The sequence below is a fragment of the Sphingomonas sp. GW821-FHT10C01 genome, assembly GCF_059415525.1.
The window spans coordinates 1,549,807-1,565,071 of sequence record NZ_JBWKNK010000001.1 but is presented as its reverse complement, the minus strand read 5'-3'; the positions used below and the strand labels follow the sequence as shown (position 1 = coordinate 1,565,071).

At 65.9% G+C, this 15,265-nt stretch carries 19 protein-coding genes; 8 read left to right on the top strand and 11 right to left on the bottom strand.

All coding sequences use genetic code 11. From position 1 onward, the window contains the following. Positions 1 to 12: 12 nt before the first annotated feature. From AC07M1_RS07645 to AC07M1_RS07625, 5 genes are read right to left on the bottom strand one after another with little or no spacing between them, the layout of a single operon-like run. Positions 13 to 1,491 (bottom strand): DUF4403 family protein, encoded by a 1,479-nt coding sequence (locus AC07M1_RS07645; protein WP_495161951.1) that lies wholly within the window; start codon positions 1,489 to 1,491, stop codon positions 13 to 15. Positions 1,492 to 1,550: 59 nt separating this feature from the next. Further along, entirely contained in the window at positions 1,551 to 1,880 is a 330-nt protein-coding gene (locus AC07M1_RS07640) for a DUF423 domain-containing protein (RefSeq protein ID WP_495161950.1), read from the bottom strand. Continuing rightward, complete coding sequence (locus AC07M1_RS07635) at positions 1,877 to 3,703, bottom strand: cation:proton antiporter domain-containing protein (RefSeq protein WP_495161949.1); 1,827 nt, start codon at positions 3,701 to 3,703, stop codon at positions 1,877 to 1,879. Before AC07M1_RS07635 ends, AC07M1_RS07640 begins: the two co-directional genes overlap by 4 nt. Next, on the bottom strand, positions 3,703 to 4,137 hold the full coding sequence (locus AC07M1_RS07630) for an iron-sulfur cluster assembly scaffold protein (RefSeq protein ID WP_495161948.1): 435 nt from the start codon (positions 4,135 to 4,137) through the stop codon (positions 3,703 to 3,705). The genes AC07M1_RS07635 and AC07M1_RS07630 overlap by 1 nt, the downstream gene beginning before the upstream one ends. After that, positions 4,134 to 4,709, bottom strand: a complete 576-nt coding sequence (locus tag AC07M1_RS07625) for a CvpA family protein (protein ID WP_495161947.1) — start codon at positions 4,707 to 4,709, stop codon at positions 4,134 to 4,136. The genes AC07M1_RS07630 and AC07M1_RS07625 overlap by 4 nt, the downstream gene beginning before the upstream one ends. 80 nt (positions 4,710 to 4,789) lie before the next feature. Between AC07M1_RS07625 and AC07M1_RS07620 the strand changes: the two genes are divergently transcribed. The 5 genes from AC07M1_RS07620 (at position 4,790) to ndhC (ending at position 7,404) form a co-directional block, all read left to right on the top strand. Then, the gene (locus AC07M1_RS07620; RefSeq protein WP_495161946.1) at positions 4,790 to 5,689 is read left to right on the top strand and encodes a DMT family transporter; all 900 of its coding nucleotides are present in this window, start codon (positions 4,790 to 4,792) and stop codon (positions 5,687 to 5,689) included. A 92-nt stretch (positions 5,690 to 5,781) separates the two neighbouring features. Continuing rightward, positions 5,782 to 6,297, top strand: coding sequence for a DUF2975 domain-containing protein (locus AC07M1_RS07615; RefSeq protein WP_495161945.1), 516 nt, complete (start codon positions 5,782 to 5,784; stop codon positions 6,295 to 6,297). Beyond that, entirely contained in the window at positions 6,297 to 6,506 is a 210-nt protein-coding gene (locus AC07M1_RS07610) for a helix-turn-helix domain-containing protein (protein ID WP_495161944.1), read from the top strand. Before AC07M1_RS07615 ends, AC07M1_RS07610 begins: the two co-directional genes overlap by 1 nt. Positions 6,507 to 6,613: 107 nt before the next feature. Then, a complete protein-coding gene (locus AC07M1_RS07605) occupies positions 6,614 to 6,934 on the top strand; it encodes a DMT family transporter (protein WP_495161943.1) in 321 nt (106 codons plus the stop codon). 92 nt (positions 6,935 to 7,026) lie between these two features. Next, on the top strand, positions 7,027 to 7,404 hold the full coding sequence (gene ndhC, locus AC07M1_RS07600; RefSeq protein ID WP_495161942.1) for an NADH-quinone oxidoreductase subunit A: 378 nt from the start codon (positions 7,027 to 7,029) through the stop codon (positions 7,402 to 7,404). A 3-nt stretch (positions 7,405 to 7,407) separates the two neighbouring features. On the opposite strand, the gene radA is transcribed toward ndhC, so the two are convergent. Then, positions 7,408 to 8,766, bottom strand: a complete 1,359-nt coding sequence (gene radA, locus AC07M1_RS07595; RefSeq protein WP_495161941.1) for a DNA repair protein RadA — start codon at positions 8,764 to 8,766, stop codon at positions 7,408 to 7,410. 58 nt (positions 8,767 to 8,824) lie between these two features. Beyond that, positions 8,825 to 9,526: a helix-turn-helix transcriptional regulator gene (locus AC07M1_RS07590; protein ID WP_495161940.1), complete on the bottom strand. Its 702-nt coding sequence runs from the start codon at positions 9,524 to 9,526 to the stop codon at positions 8,825 to 8,827. A gap of 190 nt (positions 9,527 to 9,716) precedes the next feature. On the opposite strand from AC07M1_RS07590, the gene AC07M1_RS07585 reads away from it, so the two are divergent. Continuing rightward, positions 9,717 to 10,313 carry a glutathione S-transferase family protein gene (locus tag AC07M1_RS07585; protein WP_495161939.1) on the top strand — a complete coding sequence of 199 codons (597 nt, stop codon included), beginning with the start codon at positions 9,717 to 9,719 and terminating at the stop codon, positions 10,311 to 10,313. Positions 10,314 to 10,334: 21 nt separating this feature from the next. On the opposite strand, the gene AC07M1_RS07580 is transcribed toward AC07M1_RS07585, so the two are convergent. After that, on the bottom strand, positions 10,335 to 11,030 hold the full coding sequence (locus tag AC07M1_RS07580; RefSeq protein WP_495161938.1) for a glutathione S-transferase N-terminal domain-containing protein: 696 nt from the start codon (positions 11,028 to 11,030) through the stop codon (positions 10,335 to 10,337). Between the two features lie 67 nt (positions 11,031 to 11,097). On the opposite strand from AC07M1_RS07580, the gene AC07M1_RS07575 reads away from it, so the two are divergent. After that, positions 11,098 to 12,252, top strand: a complete 1,155-nt coding sequence (locus tag AC07M1_RS07575) for a glycosyltransferase family 4 protein (RefSeq protein WP_495161937.1) — start codon at positions 11,098 to 11,100, stop codon at positions 12,250 to 12,252. Between the two features lie 34 nt (positions 12,253 to 12,286). Here the strand turns inward: AC07M1_RS07575 and AC07M1_RS07570 are convergent, their stop codons facing one another. From AC07M1_RS07570 to AC07M1_RS07560, 3 genes are all read right to left on the bottom strand, one after another. Beyond that, entirely contained in the window at positions 12,287 to 12,655 is a 369-nt protein-coding gene (locus AC07M1_RS07570) for a hypothetical protein (protein WP_495161936.1), read from the bottom strand. A gap of 173 nt (positions 12,656 to 12,828) precedes the next feature. Then, positions 12,829 to 13,146 carry a DUF2218 domain-containing protein gene (locus AC07M1_RS07565; protein WP_495161935.1) on the bottom strand — a complete coding sequence of 106 codons (318 nt, stop codon included), beginning with the start codon at positions 13,144 to 13,146 and terminating at the stop codon, positions 12,829 to 12,831. After that, positions 13,147 to 13,710: a PadR family transcriptional regulator gene (locus tag AC07M1_RS07560; protein ID WP_495161934.1), complete on the bottom strand. Its 564-nt coding sequence runs from the start codon at positions 13,708 to 13,710 to the stop codon at positions 13,147 to 13,149. A gap of 149 nt (positions 13,711 to 13,859) precedes the next feature. On the opposite strand from AC07M1_RS07560, the gene AC07M1_RS07555 reads away from it, so the two are divergent. After that, entirely contained in the window at positions 13,860 to 15,182 is a 1,323-nt protein-coding gene (locus AC07M1_RS07555; protein ID WP_495161933.1) for a replication-associated recombination protein A, read from the top strand. The last annotated feature ends 83 nt before the right edge of the window (positions 15,183 to 15,265 follow it).

Below are 15,265 nucleotides of genomic sequence, written 5' to 3'. Positions count from 1 at the left end.
GGGAGGCCCAGCCTATCGTGCCGCCTTCGCCGCCTCCAGCGCCTTTGCCTTCTCCTTCGCCGCCTTCCTGGCCCGCCGTTCGGCGACCAGTTGAGCGGCCCGGCGCGGATTGTGGGTCATCGCCGCGGTCGCCGTAGCGTCCGCTTCGACCAGAAAGCCTTCGGGCGCGAGGCGGACATCGCGAATCTCGGCGCGGCCCATATCACCCTTGAACACAAAGCCCTCGAACGGCTGCTCCGCCAGCCAGGCATCCGCCTTGGCGAGGCCGTCGTCATAGTCCTTGGTGAAGTCGTAGCGGATCGCCGCGATCATCCGGTCGCGCAGCGTCGTCTGATTGACGACCTCAAGCAGCAGGTTAAACGCCTTGCTGTCGGTGTCGCCCGCCACCACCAGATCGCGGATGCCGACGATGCGCTTGTCGATATCGACTACCGGCTTGGCGACGAACCAGACGGTTCCCTTGGTCGTCAGCGCCCGCCCCTTCAGCGTCATGTCGACGCCCACCGCCACCTGATTCTGCGGCGTGCCATAGATGGTGACACGGTGATAATCGGCGGTCGCCTTTAGCCCACCCTTCAGCTCCACCGCACGGAACTCCGGCTTCTGCAGTTCGGCGAGCGCGGTGCGCTCAAGCAGCGGATAGAGCACCAGCACCGGCACATGAACGTTGATCCCGCGCCCGGGCAGATCGCCCATCAGATTGGGAAGCGGCGTCACCGGCGGATCGGCAGGCCGCTCGCCCAGCACCGTCTCGGTCTTCGCTTGCCCGGCAAAGCCGATGACGAGATTGCCGCCCTGAACCGAATAACCGGAAAAGCCGACGCGTTCGGGCGTGAAGCGCGCCCAGATCTGCGGCTCGGTCTTGACCCGGACCGAGGTGAAGCCCTTGGCCCAGATGCGCTGAACCTGCGCGCGCGCCTGGACCTTGTCGAGATGGCGCGGCAGCGTGCGTTCCAGGCCTGACAGGATCTGCCGCAACTTGGGATCGACCTTGGACGCAAAGGTGATCCGGCGCCCGAGAAAGTCGATCCCGATCTTGTTGGTCCAGTTATAGTCCGCCGCGACCTTGGCATGCGGGCGCCAGTCGCGGCTGAGACCCAGCGTGACGCGCGCGGTGACGTTCATCGCGCCGGTCGCGGTCTCGCGCTTGATGATCTTCCCAATATTCTCCGCGCGCACGGTGGCACTGACCGGCATGGTCAGGCGGAGGACATTGCCCGATCCCGTCAGACGGATATGCCCACGGCGGACGGTACCGACCAGCCGGCAGCTGATGTCGGGCAGCAGCTTGCTCTTGGTCTTGATGCACGCTTGTTGCGGTTCGTCGATCCGCTGCAGCACCTGCGGCACTTCGGCGTTGATCGCGTCCTCGATCTCCTTGAGCGGGATTGCGACCGGGATCCGGATGGTCGACGCCTGTTCCTTGAGAACCAGCGGCTCCTTCAATCGCGGCGGCGCAGGATTGGATGCCTGATCGGTGCACGCTGCCAACGGCGCGAGCGATAGAATAGCAATCCCTGTCAGCCCCCGTGGCATTCAGCCCCCCTAGCCTATCGCCTCATGCTCCATGCAAGCCATAACCACCCGATAATCAAGGCGGTTCCACCGAGCGGGGTAATCGCGCCCAGCCAGCGTGGTCCGCCCAGCGCCATCGCATAGAGCGTCACCGCAAAGAGCGCGCCGCCCGCGACGAACAGCCAGCCCGGCCCCTTCGCTCCCATCCGCGCTGCCACCAGCGCCGCAACCGCGTGGATCAATTGATACTGCCCGCCGGTCCTGAGCCATTCCTGCGCCTCGCCCGTGGCGCCGTGCGCGCCGAACGCCCCCGCGCCCACCGCCAGCGCACCCGACAGTGCGGCGAGGATCACCAGCCAGTTCACGGCCGGTCCTCATCCGACACCTGCTCCGACGGCAGCGGATCGGGCTGTTCGCGCCGCACCGCGAAGCCCAGGTCGGGCCGCTGCTTGATCGCCTCACGCGCGGCCAGCATGTCGCCCGCCTCATGCTGGATGCGCAGCCGCTCGCGATCACGCTTGCGATAGAAATCCTCGGTCTTGTCGATCTCGCTTGGGTCGACGCCGACCGCCTCCATCGCCAGCCGCGCCATCTTGACCGCGGACTCGAGCACTTCGCGCACCACTGCTGTCGCTGGGGTCGCCTTGAGCTTGAGCAACGCGCGGCGATCATAGGCGCGGATGAAGATCGACGCCTGCGGGAACGCCTCATCCACCGCCTCGACCAGTTCGGGCGAAACCTGATCCTGATCCATGCAGAACAGGATCAGCTGCGCCTCACCCGCGCCTGCCTGGCGCAGCAGATCGAGCCGCGTGCCGTCGCCATAGTAGACCTTGGCACCGAACTGGCCGGCGATGTCGATCATCTCGATATCGGTGTCGATCATCGTCACCTCGATGCCCTGCGCGTTGAGCATCTGGCCCACCGTCTGGCCGAACCGGCCATAGCCCACGATCAGCGCGGTCGATCCGTCCGCCACGGGCCCGTCGCGCTCGCCCTCCGGCCCGACTTCCTCGGTGCGGAAGCGGCGGGTGAACATCATCAGGAACGGCGTGCTCGCCATTGAGAGGGTGACGACCGCGCTGAAGATGCTCACGGCCTCGGGCGCGATCAACTGCGCGCCCTGCGCCTGCGCGAACAGCACGAAGGCGAATTCGCCGCCCTGGCTCAGCAACAAACCCAGCGCCAGCGCCTGGCGCCAGCCCATGCGGAAGGCAAGGCCAAGCCCGGTGATGACGATCGCCTTGGTCGCGATCAGCGCGATCGCCATCGCGATGACGAAGAACGGCCGCTCGGCGATCGCGGACAGGTCGAGCAGCATGCCGACCGACAGGAAGAACAGGCCGAGCAGGATCGAACGGAACGGCTCGATATCCGCCTCCAGCTCGTGCCGGTACGGGCTGTCGGCGAGCATCACGCCCGCGACAAACGCGCCCAGCGCCGTCGAGAGGCCCAGCGACTGCATCAGCGCCGCGCTGGCGACAACGGTGAACAGGCCCGCGAACACGAACAACTCGCGTTCGCCCCAATTGCCGATCAGCCGGAACAGCGGCCGCAGGATGTAGCGGCCAGCAAGGACCAGACCGGTGATCGCGAGGACGGTGTAGAGTCCCAACAACCAGCCCGGCGGTCCTGCGGCATCGGCGGGGTTGCGGCTCATCACCGCGATGATCGTGATCAGCGGGACGATCGACAGATCCTGAAACAGCAGGATCGAAAAGGCGCGCTCGCCGAACGGGGTGCGCATCCGTCCCGCCGATTGCAGCATCGGCAGCACCTGTGCGGTCGACGACAACGCGAGCGGCAGGCCGAGCGCGAGCGCCGCTTCGGGCGAGAATCCCGCGCCGAACGCGACCACCGCGCTGATGACCAGGCCGCACAGCACGACCTGAAGCAGGCCGAAGCCGAAAATGTCCCGCTTCATCCGCCACAGCCGCATCGGGCTGAGCTCGAGACCGACCAGGAACAGGAGGAGCGCAATGCCGAACTCGGCAATGCCCATCTTGGTCTCGGCCTCGCCAACCAGATTGAGCAGTTGCGGCCCGACCAGGGCGCCGGCGACAAGATAACCCAGTGTCGCGCCCAGCCCCAGGCGGCGGAAGATCAGCACGAACAGCAGCGCAAAGCCGAACAGCGGCGCATATTCGGCGATATAGGTGTGGGCGGCGGTGGCGGCCTCGTGTTCCATCAGACGCGCACCTTCGCGGCATTTCGCGCGGCCTCGGCCACCGCCTCGAACCCCAGCCGGATCGACGGGTGTCGGGCGCTGTGCGGCAGTGCGGGCGTGAAGATGTCCATGCCGGGCCAGTCGGGGGGCGTGGCCCGGCTACCGGCGAGCCAAGCGGTCAGTTCGTCTCGCGCCGCTTCCAGCTCTTCCAGCGACCGCCCCACGACATGTGCGCCCATCAGCGATGCCGATGCCTGACCCAATGCGCAGGCATGGACGATCATCCCGATCGCCCCGATCCGCCCATCATCGTCCAGATCGACGTCCACCGTCACCCGACTTCCACAGACCGGTGAGCGCTTCTCGATGCTTGCCATCGGGTCCGCGAGCCGCTCGTGAAAGGGGATCGAGGCCGCGAGCCGCAGGATCTGAGTGTTATAGAGCGGCGCGTTCATTCGCCCGATGTATCGCGTGAGGCCCGGTTCGCAAGGCTGTCGTTACCCGCTTCCTCCCCAAACACCGGCTCCCCGCGGCGGCGCTTATCGACGAATTCGGCGATGCTCGCGCTCGTCGCATTGAGCAGCGGATAGGTGCGCGACCGGGTCATCCACTCGGGCCGCTCCGATGGACCGCCGCCGACCGTGTCCACCGCCAGCGTGACGAGCAGGAAACCAAGGCTCACCAGGATCAGCCCCTTGACCGCGCCGAAGCCGAAACCGAGCGCGCGGTCGACCGGTCCCAGCAGCCCGCTGCGCGTCCGCGATCCGATCGCATTGGCCACCAGCCGTCCACCGAAAAAGGTGATGCCCGCGATCAGCGCGAAGGCCAGCACCGCCGCCCCCTGAACCGTACCGACCGCGTCGGCGAGGATCGCGGCGAGCGGGGTGTGGAGGAACTTAAGCGCCACCACCACGAGCAGCCACGCCATCAGCGAGAGCACTTCGGTGACGAAGCCGCGCATCACCCCCAGCACCGCCGCGCCGCCCACTGCGATCAGCACGATGATATCGATCGCGGTCAGTCCCATGAGTCCCCCGTTGTCATCGGCTTCTCATACCGGGCGGGCGAGGCTTGTCGAAGCCTCGTTTTGCTATAGGCGGCGATCCCATGCCCGAACTGTCCGCGACGCACACCAATCACACGGTTCGGGGCCTGTCCTTGTTCATGGCCGGGCTGGTGCTGTTCGCGTGCATGGACACGACCATCAAATACCTCACCGCCAGCTATCCGGTGCCGCTGATCGCGGCGGTGCGCTATGCCGTGAACCTCATCCTGATGACCGCGCTGCTCGCACCGTTCCACGGGCGGGAGATCGCGCGTACCCGCCGCACCGGCCTGGTCATCGTGCGCGCCCTTACCCTCGCGCTCGGTACGCTTGCCGCGTCCTTCGCGCTCCAGCGCATGCCGGTGGCGGAGACGATCTCGATCATCTTCGTCGCGCCGATCATCGTGATCCTCGCCTCGGGCCCGTTGCTGGGCGAGCGGGTCAGCCGCAGCGGCTACCTCGCCGCCGCCACCGGGTTCGCGGGCATCCTGCTGATCGCGCGGCCGGGTAGCGGTCTCGACCCGATCGGCATCGCCTGCGCGCTGGTGGCAATGATGACCACCTCCGCCTACCAACTCCTCTCGCGCGTGCTCACCGCGAGCGAGAGCACGACCGCCCTGCTCTTCTACTCCGCGCTGGTCGGCACCATCCTCTACGGGATCGCCGCGCCCTGGTTCCTGGGCGGACCGGCGCCGGGCTGGTTCGATACGCTGCTGCTGATCAGCGTCGGCGCCTATGGCGGGCTTGGCCATTTCCTCTTCACCGCCGCCTATCGCTACGCCCCGGCATCGATCCTCGCCCCCGCCAATTATGCGCAATTGCTCTGGTCGGCACTGCTCGGCTGGCTGGTGTTCAGCCACATCCCCGACGAATGGGCGCTGACCGGCATGGCGGTGATCGCCGGATCGGGCGTGATCGCGGCGCTGGGCACACGACGTCCACCGGTCAAGCGGAGCGTCTGACCGAAGAGCATATCGTTTTTCAATAAATCCGATTGACCGACCGGCGAGTCGTATATATCGATATTCGATATTGACTATATCGGAGGTCGATAATGAACAACATTCCACGCAGTGACCCGCTTCTCGCGGTCACCCAGCTGATCCTGCGGATCGGCATGGTCATCCTCGGGCTCGGGATCGCCCTCGCCGCCGGCGCAGTGATCGCGCTGGTCGTCATCCCCGATCAGCAGTTGATGCCGCGCCTGTCCGACGGCAACACGATCTGGCTGGTCATCGCCGGCGCCGCCCTGGTCGGAGCGATGATGACGCTCTATCTGTTCTTCCTGCGTCACCTCAGCCGCATGGTCGCCACCGTCGGCACCGGCGACCCCTTCCAGCCCGAAAATGCCGACCGGCTCCAGAAGATGGCCTGGCTCACCGTGGCACTGCAGGTCTGCATGTTCATTCTCGCCCCATTGGTCTCGAAGATCGCGGAAGGGATCGGCGAGCCGGGCGGCGGGATCGACCTGACGTTCGACGGTCTGCTCCTGGCGCTCGTGCTGTTCGTGCTCGCCCGCGTCTTCCGCCGGGGCACGGAGATGCGCGACGATCTTGAGGGGACGGTGTGATGGCGATCAACGTGATGCTCGACGATCTGCTGCACGAACGCCGCATGACCCTCACCGAGTTTGCCGAGCGGATCGACCTGACCCTCGCCAACGCCTCGATCCTCAAGACCGGCAAGGCCAAGGCGATCCGCTTCACCACGCTGGAGGCGATGTGCCGCGTGCTGGAATGCCAGCCCGGTGACCTGCTCCGCTACGAACCCGAAGCTTGACCCCGGCATCGGGCGGTCCTATCTGACCGCCCGAAGGCCACGTCCTTCCCTGCATCGCGCAGGCATCATGCCCGGGACGGCCCGGCAGCTTGTTCAAGGAAGCTGTCATGCCCTGGATCTATCTCACCATTGCCGGCCTGCTCGAAATCGCTTGGGCGTTTCTGATGAAACAGTCCGACGGGTTCACCAAGCTCGGCCCCTCGATCGCCACGCTCGTCACCATGGCCGCAAGCTTCGCGCTGCTCTCCCTGGCGATGAAGTCGCTGCCGCTCGGCACCGCCTACACCATCTGGACCGGTATCGGCGCGGTCGGCGCATTCATCGTCGGCATCGCGGTGCTGGGCGAGCAGGCGACCCCGATGCGCATCGTCGCCGCGACGCTGATCGTCGGCGGCTTGGTGCTGATGAAGCTCTCCTCGCAGAGCTGATTCCCAAACCAGAAGGAGGCCACGCCCTCCCCTGCTCCGATGCAGGCCCAAGCCCGGGACGGCCCGGCACCCCTTTCATCCAAGGAGTGCCCATGCCCCCTGCGCTGCTCGAATGGCTGCCGATCCTGCTGTTTCTCGGGGTCGCCCTGCTGCTGTCGCTGGGTTTCGTGCTGGCACCCATCGTCGCGTCGCGCTTCACCGGTACGCATCAGCCGACGCCGGAGAAGCTCACCGAGTACGAGTGCGGCTTCCCCGCGTTCGAGGCGCCGCGCAAGGGGTTCGACGTGCGCTTCTACCTCGTCGCGATCCTGTTCATCATCTTCGACCTCGAAGCCGCCTTCCTCTTCCCCTGGGCGGTCAGCGTGTTCGATGTCGGATGGGAAGCCTGGATCGGAATGATGATCTTCCTGTTCGTGCTCACCTGCGGACTGATCTACGAATGGAAGATGGGCGCGCTCGACTGGGAGTGAGCGTTACCGCCCGAGCATATGCTCGACGAACCCACCCAGGCTCTTGAAGCCGGTCAGCGCGACATTGCCCTGCGCGGCGGGGGCAAGCGCGCGGGTGAAGCCGAGCTTGCCCGCCTCCTTGAGCCGCAGCGCGCCATGCGCGACCGGACGCACCTCACCCGACAGCGCGATCTCGCCGAACACGACCGCATCGGCGGCGAGCGGGCGTTCGGACAGGGCGGAAACCAGCGCCGCCGCCACGGCCAGGTCCGCCGCCGGATCCTGCACACGATAGCCGCCGGCGATATTCAGATAGACTTCGCTGGTCGAGAAGCTGAGCCCGCAGCGCGCCTCCAGCACCGCCAGGATCATCGCCAACCGTCCGCTGTCCCAGCCAACCACCGCGCGCCGCGGCGTCGCGCCCGATGCGAGCCGCACCACCAAAGCCTGGATCTCGACCAGTACCGGCCGCGTCCCTTCCAGCGCCGGGAACACCACCGTGCCTGTCACGCTCTCATCGCGGCTGGTGAGGAACAGCGAGGATGGATTGCCGACTTCCGCCAGCCCCTCGGTCTGCATCGCGAACACGCCGATCTCGTCGGTGCCGCCGAAGCGGTTCTTGACCGCGCGCAGGATGCGATACTGGTGGCTGCGCTCGCCCTCGAACGCCAGCACGGTATCGACCATATGCTCCAGCACGCGCGGGCCGGCCAGGCTGCCATCCTTGGTGACATGCCCCACCAGCACCACCGCCGTTCCGCGCTCCTTGGCGAAGCGGATCAGCTCCTGCGCCGATGCGCGGACCTGGCTCACCGTCCCCGGCGCGCCTTCGATCAGGTCGCTGTGCATCGTCTGGATCGAATCGATGATCAGCAGCCGCGGCGGCGCGGCGCCGCCCAGCGTGGTCAGGATATCGCGGACCGAGGTTGCCGCCGCCAGTTGGACCGGCGCGTTGCCCAGCCCCAGCCGCCGCGCGCGCAGCCGCACCTGATCGGCGGCCTCCTCGCCCGAGACATAGGCCACGCCATGCCCGGCCAGCGCCATCTTGGCAGCCGCCTGCAGCAACAGCGTCGACTTGCCGATCCCTGGATCGCCGCCGATCAGCGTGGCGCTGGCCTCGACGAAACCGCCGCCCAATGCGCGGTCCAGCTCGGCGATCCCGGTCGCCATCCGGTCGGGCAGCGGCACGTCGGTGTCGAGGCCCGACAGCAGGATCATCCGCCCGCCGCCCTGCAGATTATGCTTGGCCTGGAACGGCGTCACCACCGCGCCGGCATCCTCCACCAGCGTATTCCAGTCCCCGCAATCAGCGCATTGCCCCGCCCATTTGGACGACACCGATCCGCATTGCTGACAGACGTAACGCTTCTGAAGCTTGGCCATGCAGCCCGCTTAGCAGCGGAAGAACGAATTGGGAACATTCATTCGGGTAGTAGTGCGCCTATCTCGCATCATCGTACTTGGCTTCCTGCATCTTGACCCACCGACTCTTCAATGCGGCGGGCCGATCCGGATAGCGTTCCTCGCGGAACTCCGCGCTCTCGATCCGGTCGATGCGGAAGCTCCGGTAATCCTGCCGTAGCTCGCACCAGGCGAAGAGCATGCGCACCGCGTCGCGATAGCCGATCAGGAAGGGCCAGATGGTCCGTTGCGACCGCCGCCCCTCGCCATCGCCATAGGCCAGATCGAGCTTGAACCCACGCCGACACCACATGCGCAACTGGGTCATGTCGATCGGCTCTTCCTGCGCTTCCGCCCAGCGCGGCGGAGTCGCCACCACCGGCTCGAGGATCAGCGCACGCAGATTTTCGGGCACGGTGGCGGCCAGCTTGGCGAGCAGATCCTCGGCCGCGCGCGCCAGCACGCGATCGCCCTGCGCCTTCACCCATTGCGCGCCCAGCACAGCGGCTTCGACCTCGTCGGTGGTCAGCATCAGCGGCGGCAGGTCGAACCCGCTGTCCAGGACATAGCCGATCCCCGCTTCGCCCCGGATCGGCACGCGCTGCGCCATCAGCGTCGCGATGTCGCGATAGATGGTGCGCTTCGACGTCTCCAGTTCCTCCGCGATCGCATCGGCGGTGACGGGGCGGCTGTGCCGCCGCAGCAGCTGGATGATCTGAAAGAGACGGTCGGCGCGGCGCATGGGGCGATTCCTGTTCAATCCCACGTCACCCCGGCCTTGTGCCGGGGTGACGGATATGTCGGGCTGCGTTGCCGCAACCTCATTTCGAACCCTACTGCCATACTACTGACAGCATGTTGGCAGCAGGGTGGCAGTATCAGGGTTTCAACGACGGCGACACCCGCCGGCCGGAACCTGAAAGGACACCGCGATGATCACCTTCTACCACTCGCCCGAAACCCGCTCGGGCCGCACCATGTGGCTGATGGAGGAAAGCGGTCTCCCCTTCGAGACGCGCTATGTCACGATCGAGCATATGGACGGCCGCGGCGCAATCGATCCGGCGAATGTCCATCCCGACGGCCGCGTCCCGGCGATCGTCCATGACGGTGTGATGATCTCCGAAAGCTACGCCATCGCCATCTATGTCAGCGACCTTGCCCCCGCATCGAACCTCGGCGCGCCCGAAGGCTCTGACGAACGCGGCCCCTTCCTCGCCTGGCTGCTGTGGCTCGCGACGGAGATGGAACCTTCGGTCTTCGGCCGCCTCTATGGCGGCGGCGGCAACCCGCGCACCGAACGCAACTATAATCAGGTGATCCAGCGTCTCGAAACCGCGCTCGCCAGCGGTCCCTATCTGATGGGCGATCGCTTCACCGCGGTCGATGTGATGGCCGGCGCGACGATCGCCTGGGCGCGCCATGCTTTCCCCGAAAGCGCCGCGATCGACGCCTGGCTCGCCCGCATCGCCGATCGCCCCGCGCACCAGCGCGCCTGCGCCAATGACGCGGAGCTCGTCGCGGCCTGATGCCCCCGGTGACGGTGGAGGCTACCCCTTCGCCGTCACCACCAGCCCGCGCTGCACCGCCGGGCGCGCCAGCCCCCGCTCGAGCCATGCGGCAACATTCTTGAAGTCGTCGAAGCCGACCAGATCGCGCGCCTCATAGAAGCCGATCAGGTTGCGCACCCAGCCGAGCGAGGCGATGTCGGCGATCGAATAGTCGCCCATGATCCAGTCGTGGCTTTCAAGCCGGCCATCCAGAACGCCAAGCAACCGCTTGGATTCGCTGACGTAGCGCTCCAGCGGACGCTTGTCCTCAATCTCCCGCCCGGCGAATTTGTGGAAGAAGCCGACCTGCCCGAACATCGGCCCGAGCCCGCCCATCTGCCACATCAGCCAGGCGATCGTTTCGTAACGCTGCGCCGGGTCGAGAAACAGGCCGGTCTTCTCGGCGAGATAGATCAGGATCGCGCCGCTCTCGAACAGTGGCAGCGGCCGTCCGTTCGGCCCGTTCGGGTCGATCAGCGCGGGGATCTTGCCATTGGGGTTCAGGCTCAGGAACTCGGGAGTCTTCTGATCATCGGTCGCGAAATCGATCAGATGCGCCTCATAGGGCAGCCCCGTTTCCTCCAGCATGATGCCGATCTTCACGCCATTCGGGGTGTTGAGCGAATAGAGCTGGATGCGGTCGGGATGCTGCGCCGGCCAGCGGCGGGTGATCGGGAATTGCGACAGATCGGTCATGCGGGGCACCTCCTGCGTTGAGGCGGCGAGATAGTCATGCCACGTTCGCTGCGCTATGGGCGCGGCGATGAAAGCTTCCGACCTTCGCGTCGCCCTCTTCAGCGGCAACTATAACTATGTCCGCGACGGCGCCAATCAGGCGCTGAACAAACTTGTCCGTCACCTACTCGACGCGGGCGTACAGGTGCGCGTCTATTCACCGACCACCGATACGCCCGCCTTCGAACCGCAAGGCGATCTGGTCAGCGTTCCCGCCTTCGCCATGCCCGGCGGACGCGGCGAATATAAGGTCGCGTTCGGCCTGCCCAAGGCACCGCGCGCCGATCTGGAAGCGTTCCAGCCCAACCTCGTCCATGTCTCCGCGCCCGAATTCCTCGGCCACGCCGCGGTCGCCTGGGCGCGCGACAACGGGGTTCCCAGTGTCGCCTCGCTCCACACAAGGTTCGAGACCTATCCGCGCTACTACAAGCTCGGCTTCCTCGAACCCTGGATGATCCGGCGCCTGACACGCTTCTACAACAAGTTCGACCGCGTCGTGGTGCCCGGCAACTCGATCGCCGCGCTGATCAAGGACTGGGGCGTCCGCACCCCGATCAGCATCTGGTCGCGCGGGGTCGATCACGCCCGTTTCAACCCCGGCCGCCGCGACGATGCCTGGCGCCGCGATCTCGGCATCCCCGACGACGTGCCCGCGATCGGCTTTCTTGGCCGGCTCGTGCTGGAAAAGGGCCTCGACATCTTCGCAGAGGTCGCGCGCGTGCTGAAGCGCCGCGAAGTGCCGCACCGCATCCTCGTCATCGGCGAGGGTCCGGCGCGCGACTGGTTCGCCGAGCGTGTGCCGGACGCCATCTTCACCGGCTTCCAGTCGGGCGACGATTTGGGCCGCGCGGTCGCGGGGATGGACGTCTTCTTCAACCCCTCCGTCACCGAAACCTTCGGTAACGTGACGGCGGAAGCGATGGCATGCCGTGTCCCGGTCGTCGCCGCCCGCGCGACCGGCGCGCTCGACCTGGTCGACGAAGGTGTGACCGGCTTCCTCGTCCCGCCCCGCGATGTCACCGCCTATGCCGACGCGATCGAACGGCTCGCTCGCGACGCCGATATGCGCCGCAGCTTCGGCGAGGCGGGCCATGCCAAGATGCAGGCCTATGTCTGGGATCGCATCAACCAGGCGGTGTTGGACGCTTATCTCGAAGTGATGGCGGCGCACGGCAAGCCATAGGGCGCCCCGCAAACCGCGCGGCGCCCTTCGTTGGTCAGCAGCTGCAGCCGAAGCCCTTCTGGATGATCCGCTGCCCGGCGACCGACACCGTCACCTCGACGCCGCAGGGGATGCCCCACTTCGTACAGATGTCGAGGCAAGCCTGAGCCGCGGTGCCATTGGGGATCCACGACGGGATCGGCAGGCAGACATTGCCGATGCCGAGCGGCAGATTGAGGCAGACCTGCCCGTTTTGAACGGTCACGCTGATACACTGCGCACTGACCTTGAGCGCGCCATCGGCGAGCGGCGATTCATGGTTTGCCGCTGCTGCCTTCAGCGACTTGCCATGACGTTGCGCCGCCTCGAGCGACTGATCGATCACATTCGCGTCGAAACCCGGAAGATTTCCCTTCGCTTCCATAACACCCCTCCTGTTGATTTCCGGAAAACCCGGCGAATGGATGCTATGTTGACTCCGAACATCACTCAAAACCCATTGGGTTTATACTTGAGACAATACGGCAACGAAACGAATGATCTTCATACGTTTCGGACCATGTTCGGACTATTATTCTTCGATCTCGACGATTCCACTCAAACGCCCCAGACATAGGGCAACGGTGCTTCGCGAAACGCGAACCGGTCGACATGCCGCTCAACCGCGCCCTTCAGCCCTTCGAGCTGCCCTTCGGCGCTGGCATCCACACGGATCGCCAGCCCGTCGGGCTTCGCGTCGAGCGTGACCAGCCCGTCACCGGGCCAGTCCGCACCGCGCGCGTCCTTGGGAAACACGATCGTGCCGTGATCGGCCGAGAATTCGACCTTCAGATTATGCTCCCAATGCTTGCAGAGCTGCTGGAGATAGCGGCTCGCCTGCTCCGTCTTCGCAAATCCGTTCGCGGTTACGCTCATTTACAGCCTCTCGATCTTGCGCGCCGCCTCGTCGATCAGGTCGGCGACCGCATGTAGGGTTTCCTGGCTCACCTCGCCATCGCCCAGCCGATGCTGGAGCACTTGGCGGAGGTTGCCCATTGCGCGCCGCACCGGGCTGCCATGGCTCCGCGAGCGCATCGTACCGATCTGGGTGAGACGCTCCATCAGCGCCTCGACCTCTTCCTCGCGCTCGGTCAGATGCGCCTGGCCGGCGGTGGTGATCGCGAACACCTTCTTGGCATCGTCGCTCGCCTGTTCGGCGATCAGTTCCATGTCGGCGAGCATGGTCAGCGTCGGATAGACCACGCCGGGGCTCGGCGCATAGGCGCCACCGGTGCGCTCCTCGATCTCGCGGATCAGGTCATAGCCGTGGCGCGGCGCCTCCTCGATCAGCTTGAGCAGCACCAGCCGCAATTCGTCGCCCTGGAACATGCGCCGGCGCCCGCGGCCGCCGCCCATGCCGTCGGCACGCACGTCCCATTCCACGGTGAACGGCCCCCATTGGCGCCGCCCGCGCGGTCCGAAACCGCCGCCAAAGTGCATCTCTCCACGCGGTCCGCAGCCGCGATGATGATTTCCTCGAAACATTCTTGAACCTTTCATATTCGAGTCGTGATGCGCTTAAGATATATCTTAGAATGCATCTCACAACCCCCTTCGCGAAATTTGCGCAAGTTCCTATATCGTTCCGCATGGCCGATCTGTTCGGCGGTCTCGAGTCCGCCATTTCCCCTGACGACACCGCTACCGGCGGGCCCCTTGCCGACCGTTTGCGCCCGCAGCGGCTCGAGGATGTCGTCGGCCAGGACCATCTGACCGGCCCCGAAGGCGCGATCGGCCGCATGGTCGCGGCGGGCAAACTGTCGTCGATCATCCTCTGGGGCCCGCCCGGCACCGGCAAGACCACCACCGCCCGGCTGCTCGCCGATGCGGTTGGCCTGCGCTTCGTCTCGATCAGCGCGGTTTTCTCCGGGGTTGCCGATTTGAAGAAGGTCTTCGCCGAGGCGAAGGACCATGCCCGCCTCGGCAAGCGCACGCTGTTGTTCGTGGACGAGATTCACCGCTTCAATCGCTCGCAGCAGGACGGCTTCCTGCCCTTTGTCGAGGACGGCACCGTCACCCTGGTCGGCGCGACCACCGAGAATCCCAGCTTCGAACTCAACGCCGCGCTGCTCAGCCGCGCGCAGGTGCTGATCCTGCGCCGCCTCGACCATGCCGCGCTCACCCTGCTGCTCGACCGCGCCGAAGCGATGGAAGAACGCCCCCTCCCCTTGACCCCAGAGGCGCGTGACGCATTGGTCGCCAGCGCCGACGGCGACGGCCGCTTCCTGCTCAATCAAGCGGAAACCTTGTTCTCGGTGAGCTTCGAGGCGCCGCTCGATCCTTCCGCGCTGGGCGACTTTCTCCAGCGCCGCGTCGCGGTCTACGACAAGGACCGCGAGGGGCACTACAACCTCATCTCCGCGCTCCACAAATCGGTGCGCGGCAGCGACCCCCAGGCCGCGCTCTACTATCTCGCGCGCATGCTGACCGCTGGCGAGGAACCGCTCTACCTGCTCCGACGCCTCATCCGCATGGCGGTCGAGGATATCGGCCTCGCCGATCCCAACGCGATTACCCAATGCCTCGCCGCCAAGGACACCTATGAGTTCCTGGGGTCGCCCGAGGGCGAACTGGCGATCGCGCAGGCCTGCCTCTACGTCGCCACCGCGCCCAAATCGAATGCGGCCTATGTGGCGCAAAAGGCAGCGTGGAAGAGTGCGAAGGAAACCGGCAGCCTGATGCCGCCGCAGAACATCCTCAACGCCCCCACCCGGCTGATGAAGGACATCGGCTACGGCAAGGGCTACACCTATGATCACGATGCCGAAGGGGGCTTTTCGGGCGACAATTACTGGCCCGAGGAGATGGCGCCCCAAACCTTCTACACCCCCACCGATCGCGGCGTGGAGAAGCGCATCGCCGAGCGCATGGCATGGTGGGACGAACGGCGGCGGGCGTTGAAGGAGGATTAATCCCCACAGGTCATCCCGGCCTCGCGCCAGGATCCACCGGCCCACAAGTGAGTTCGCTGAGGCTCAGCGCCAGGCCCGTAATG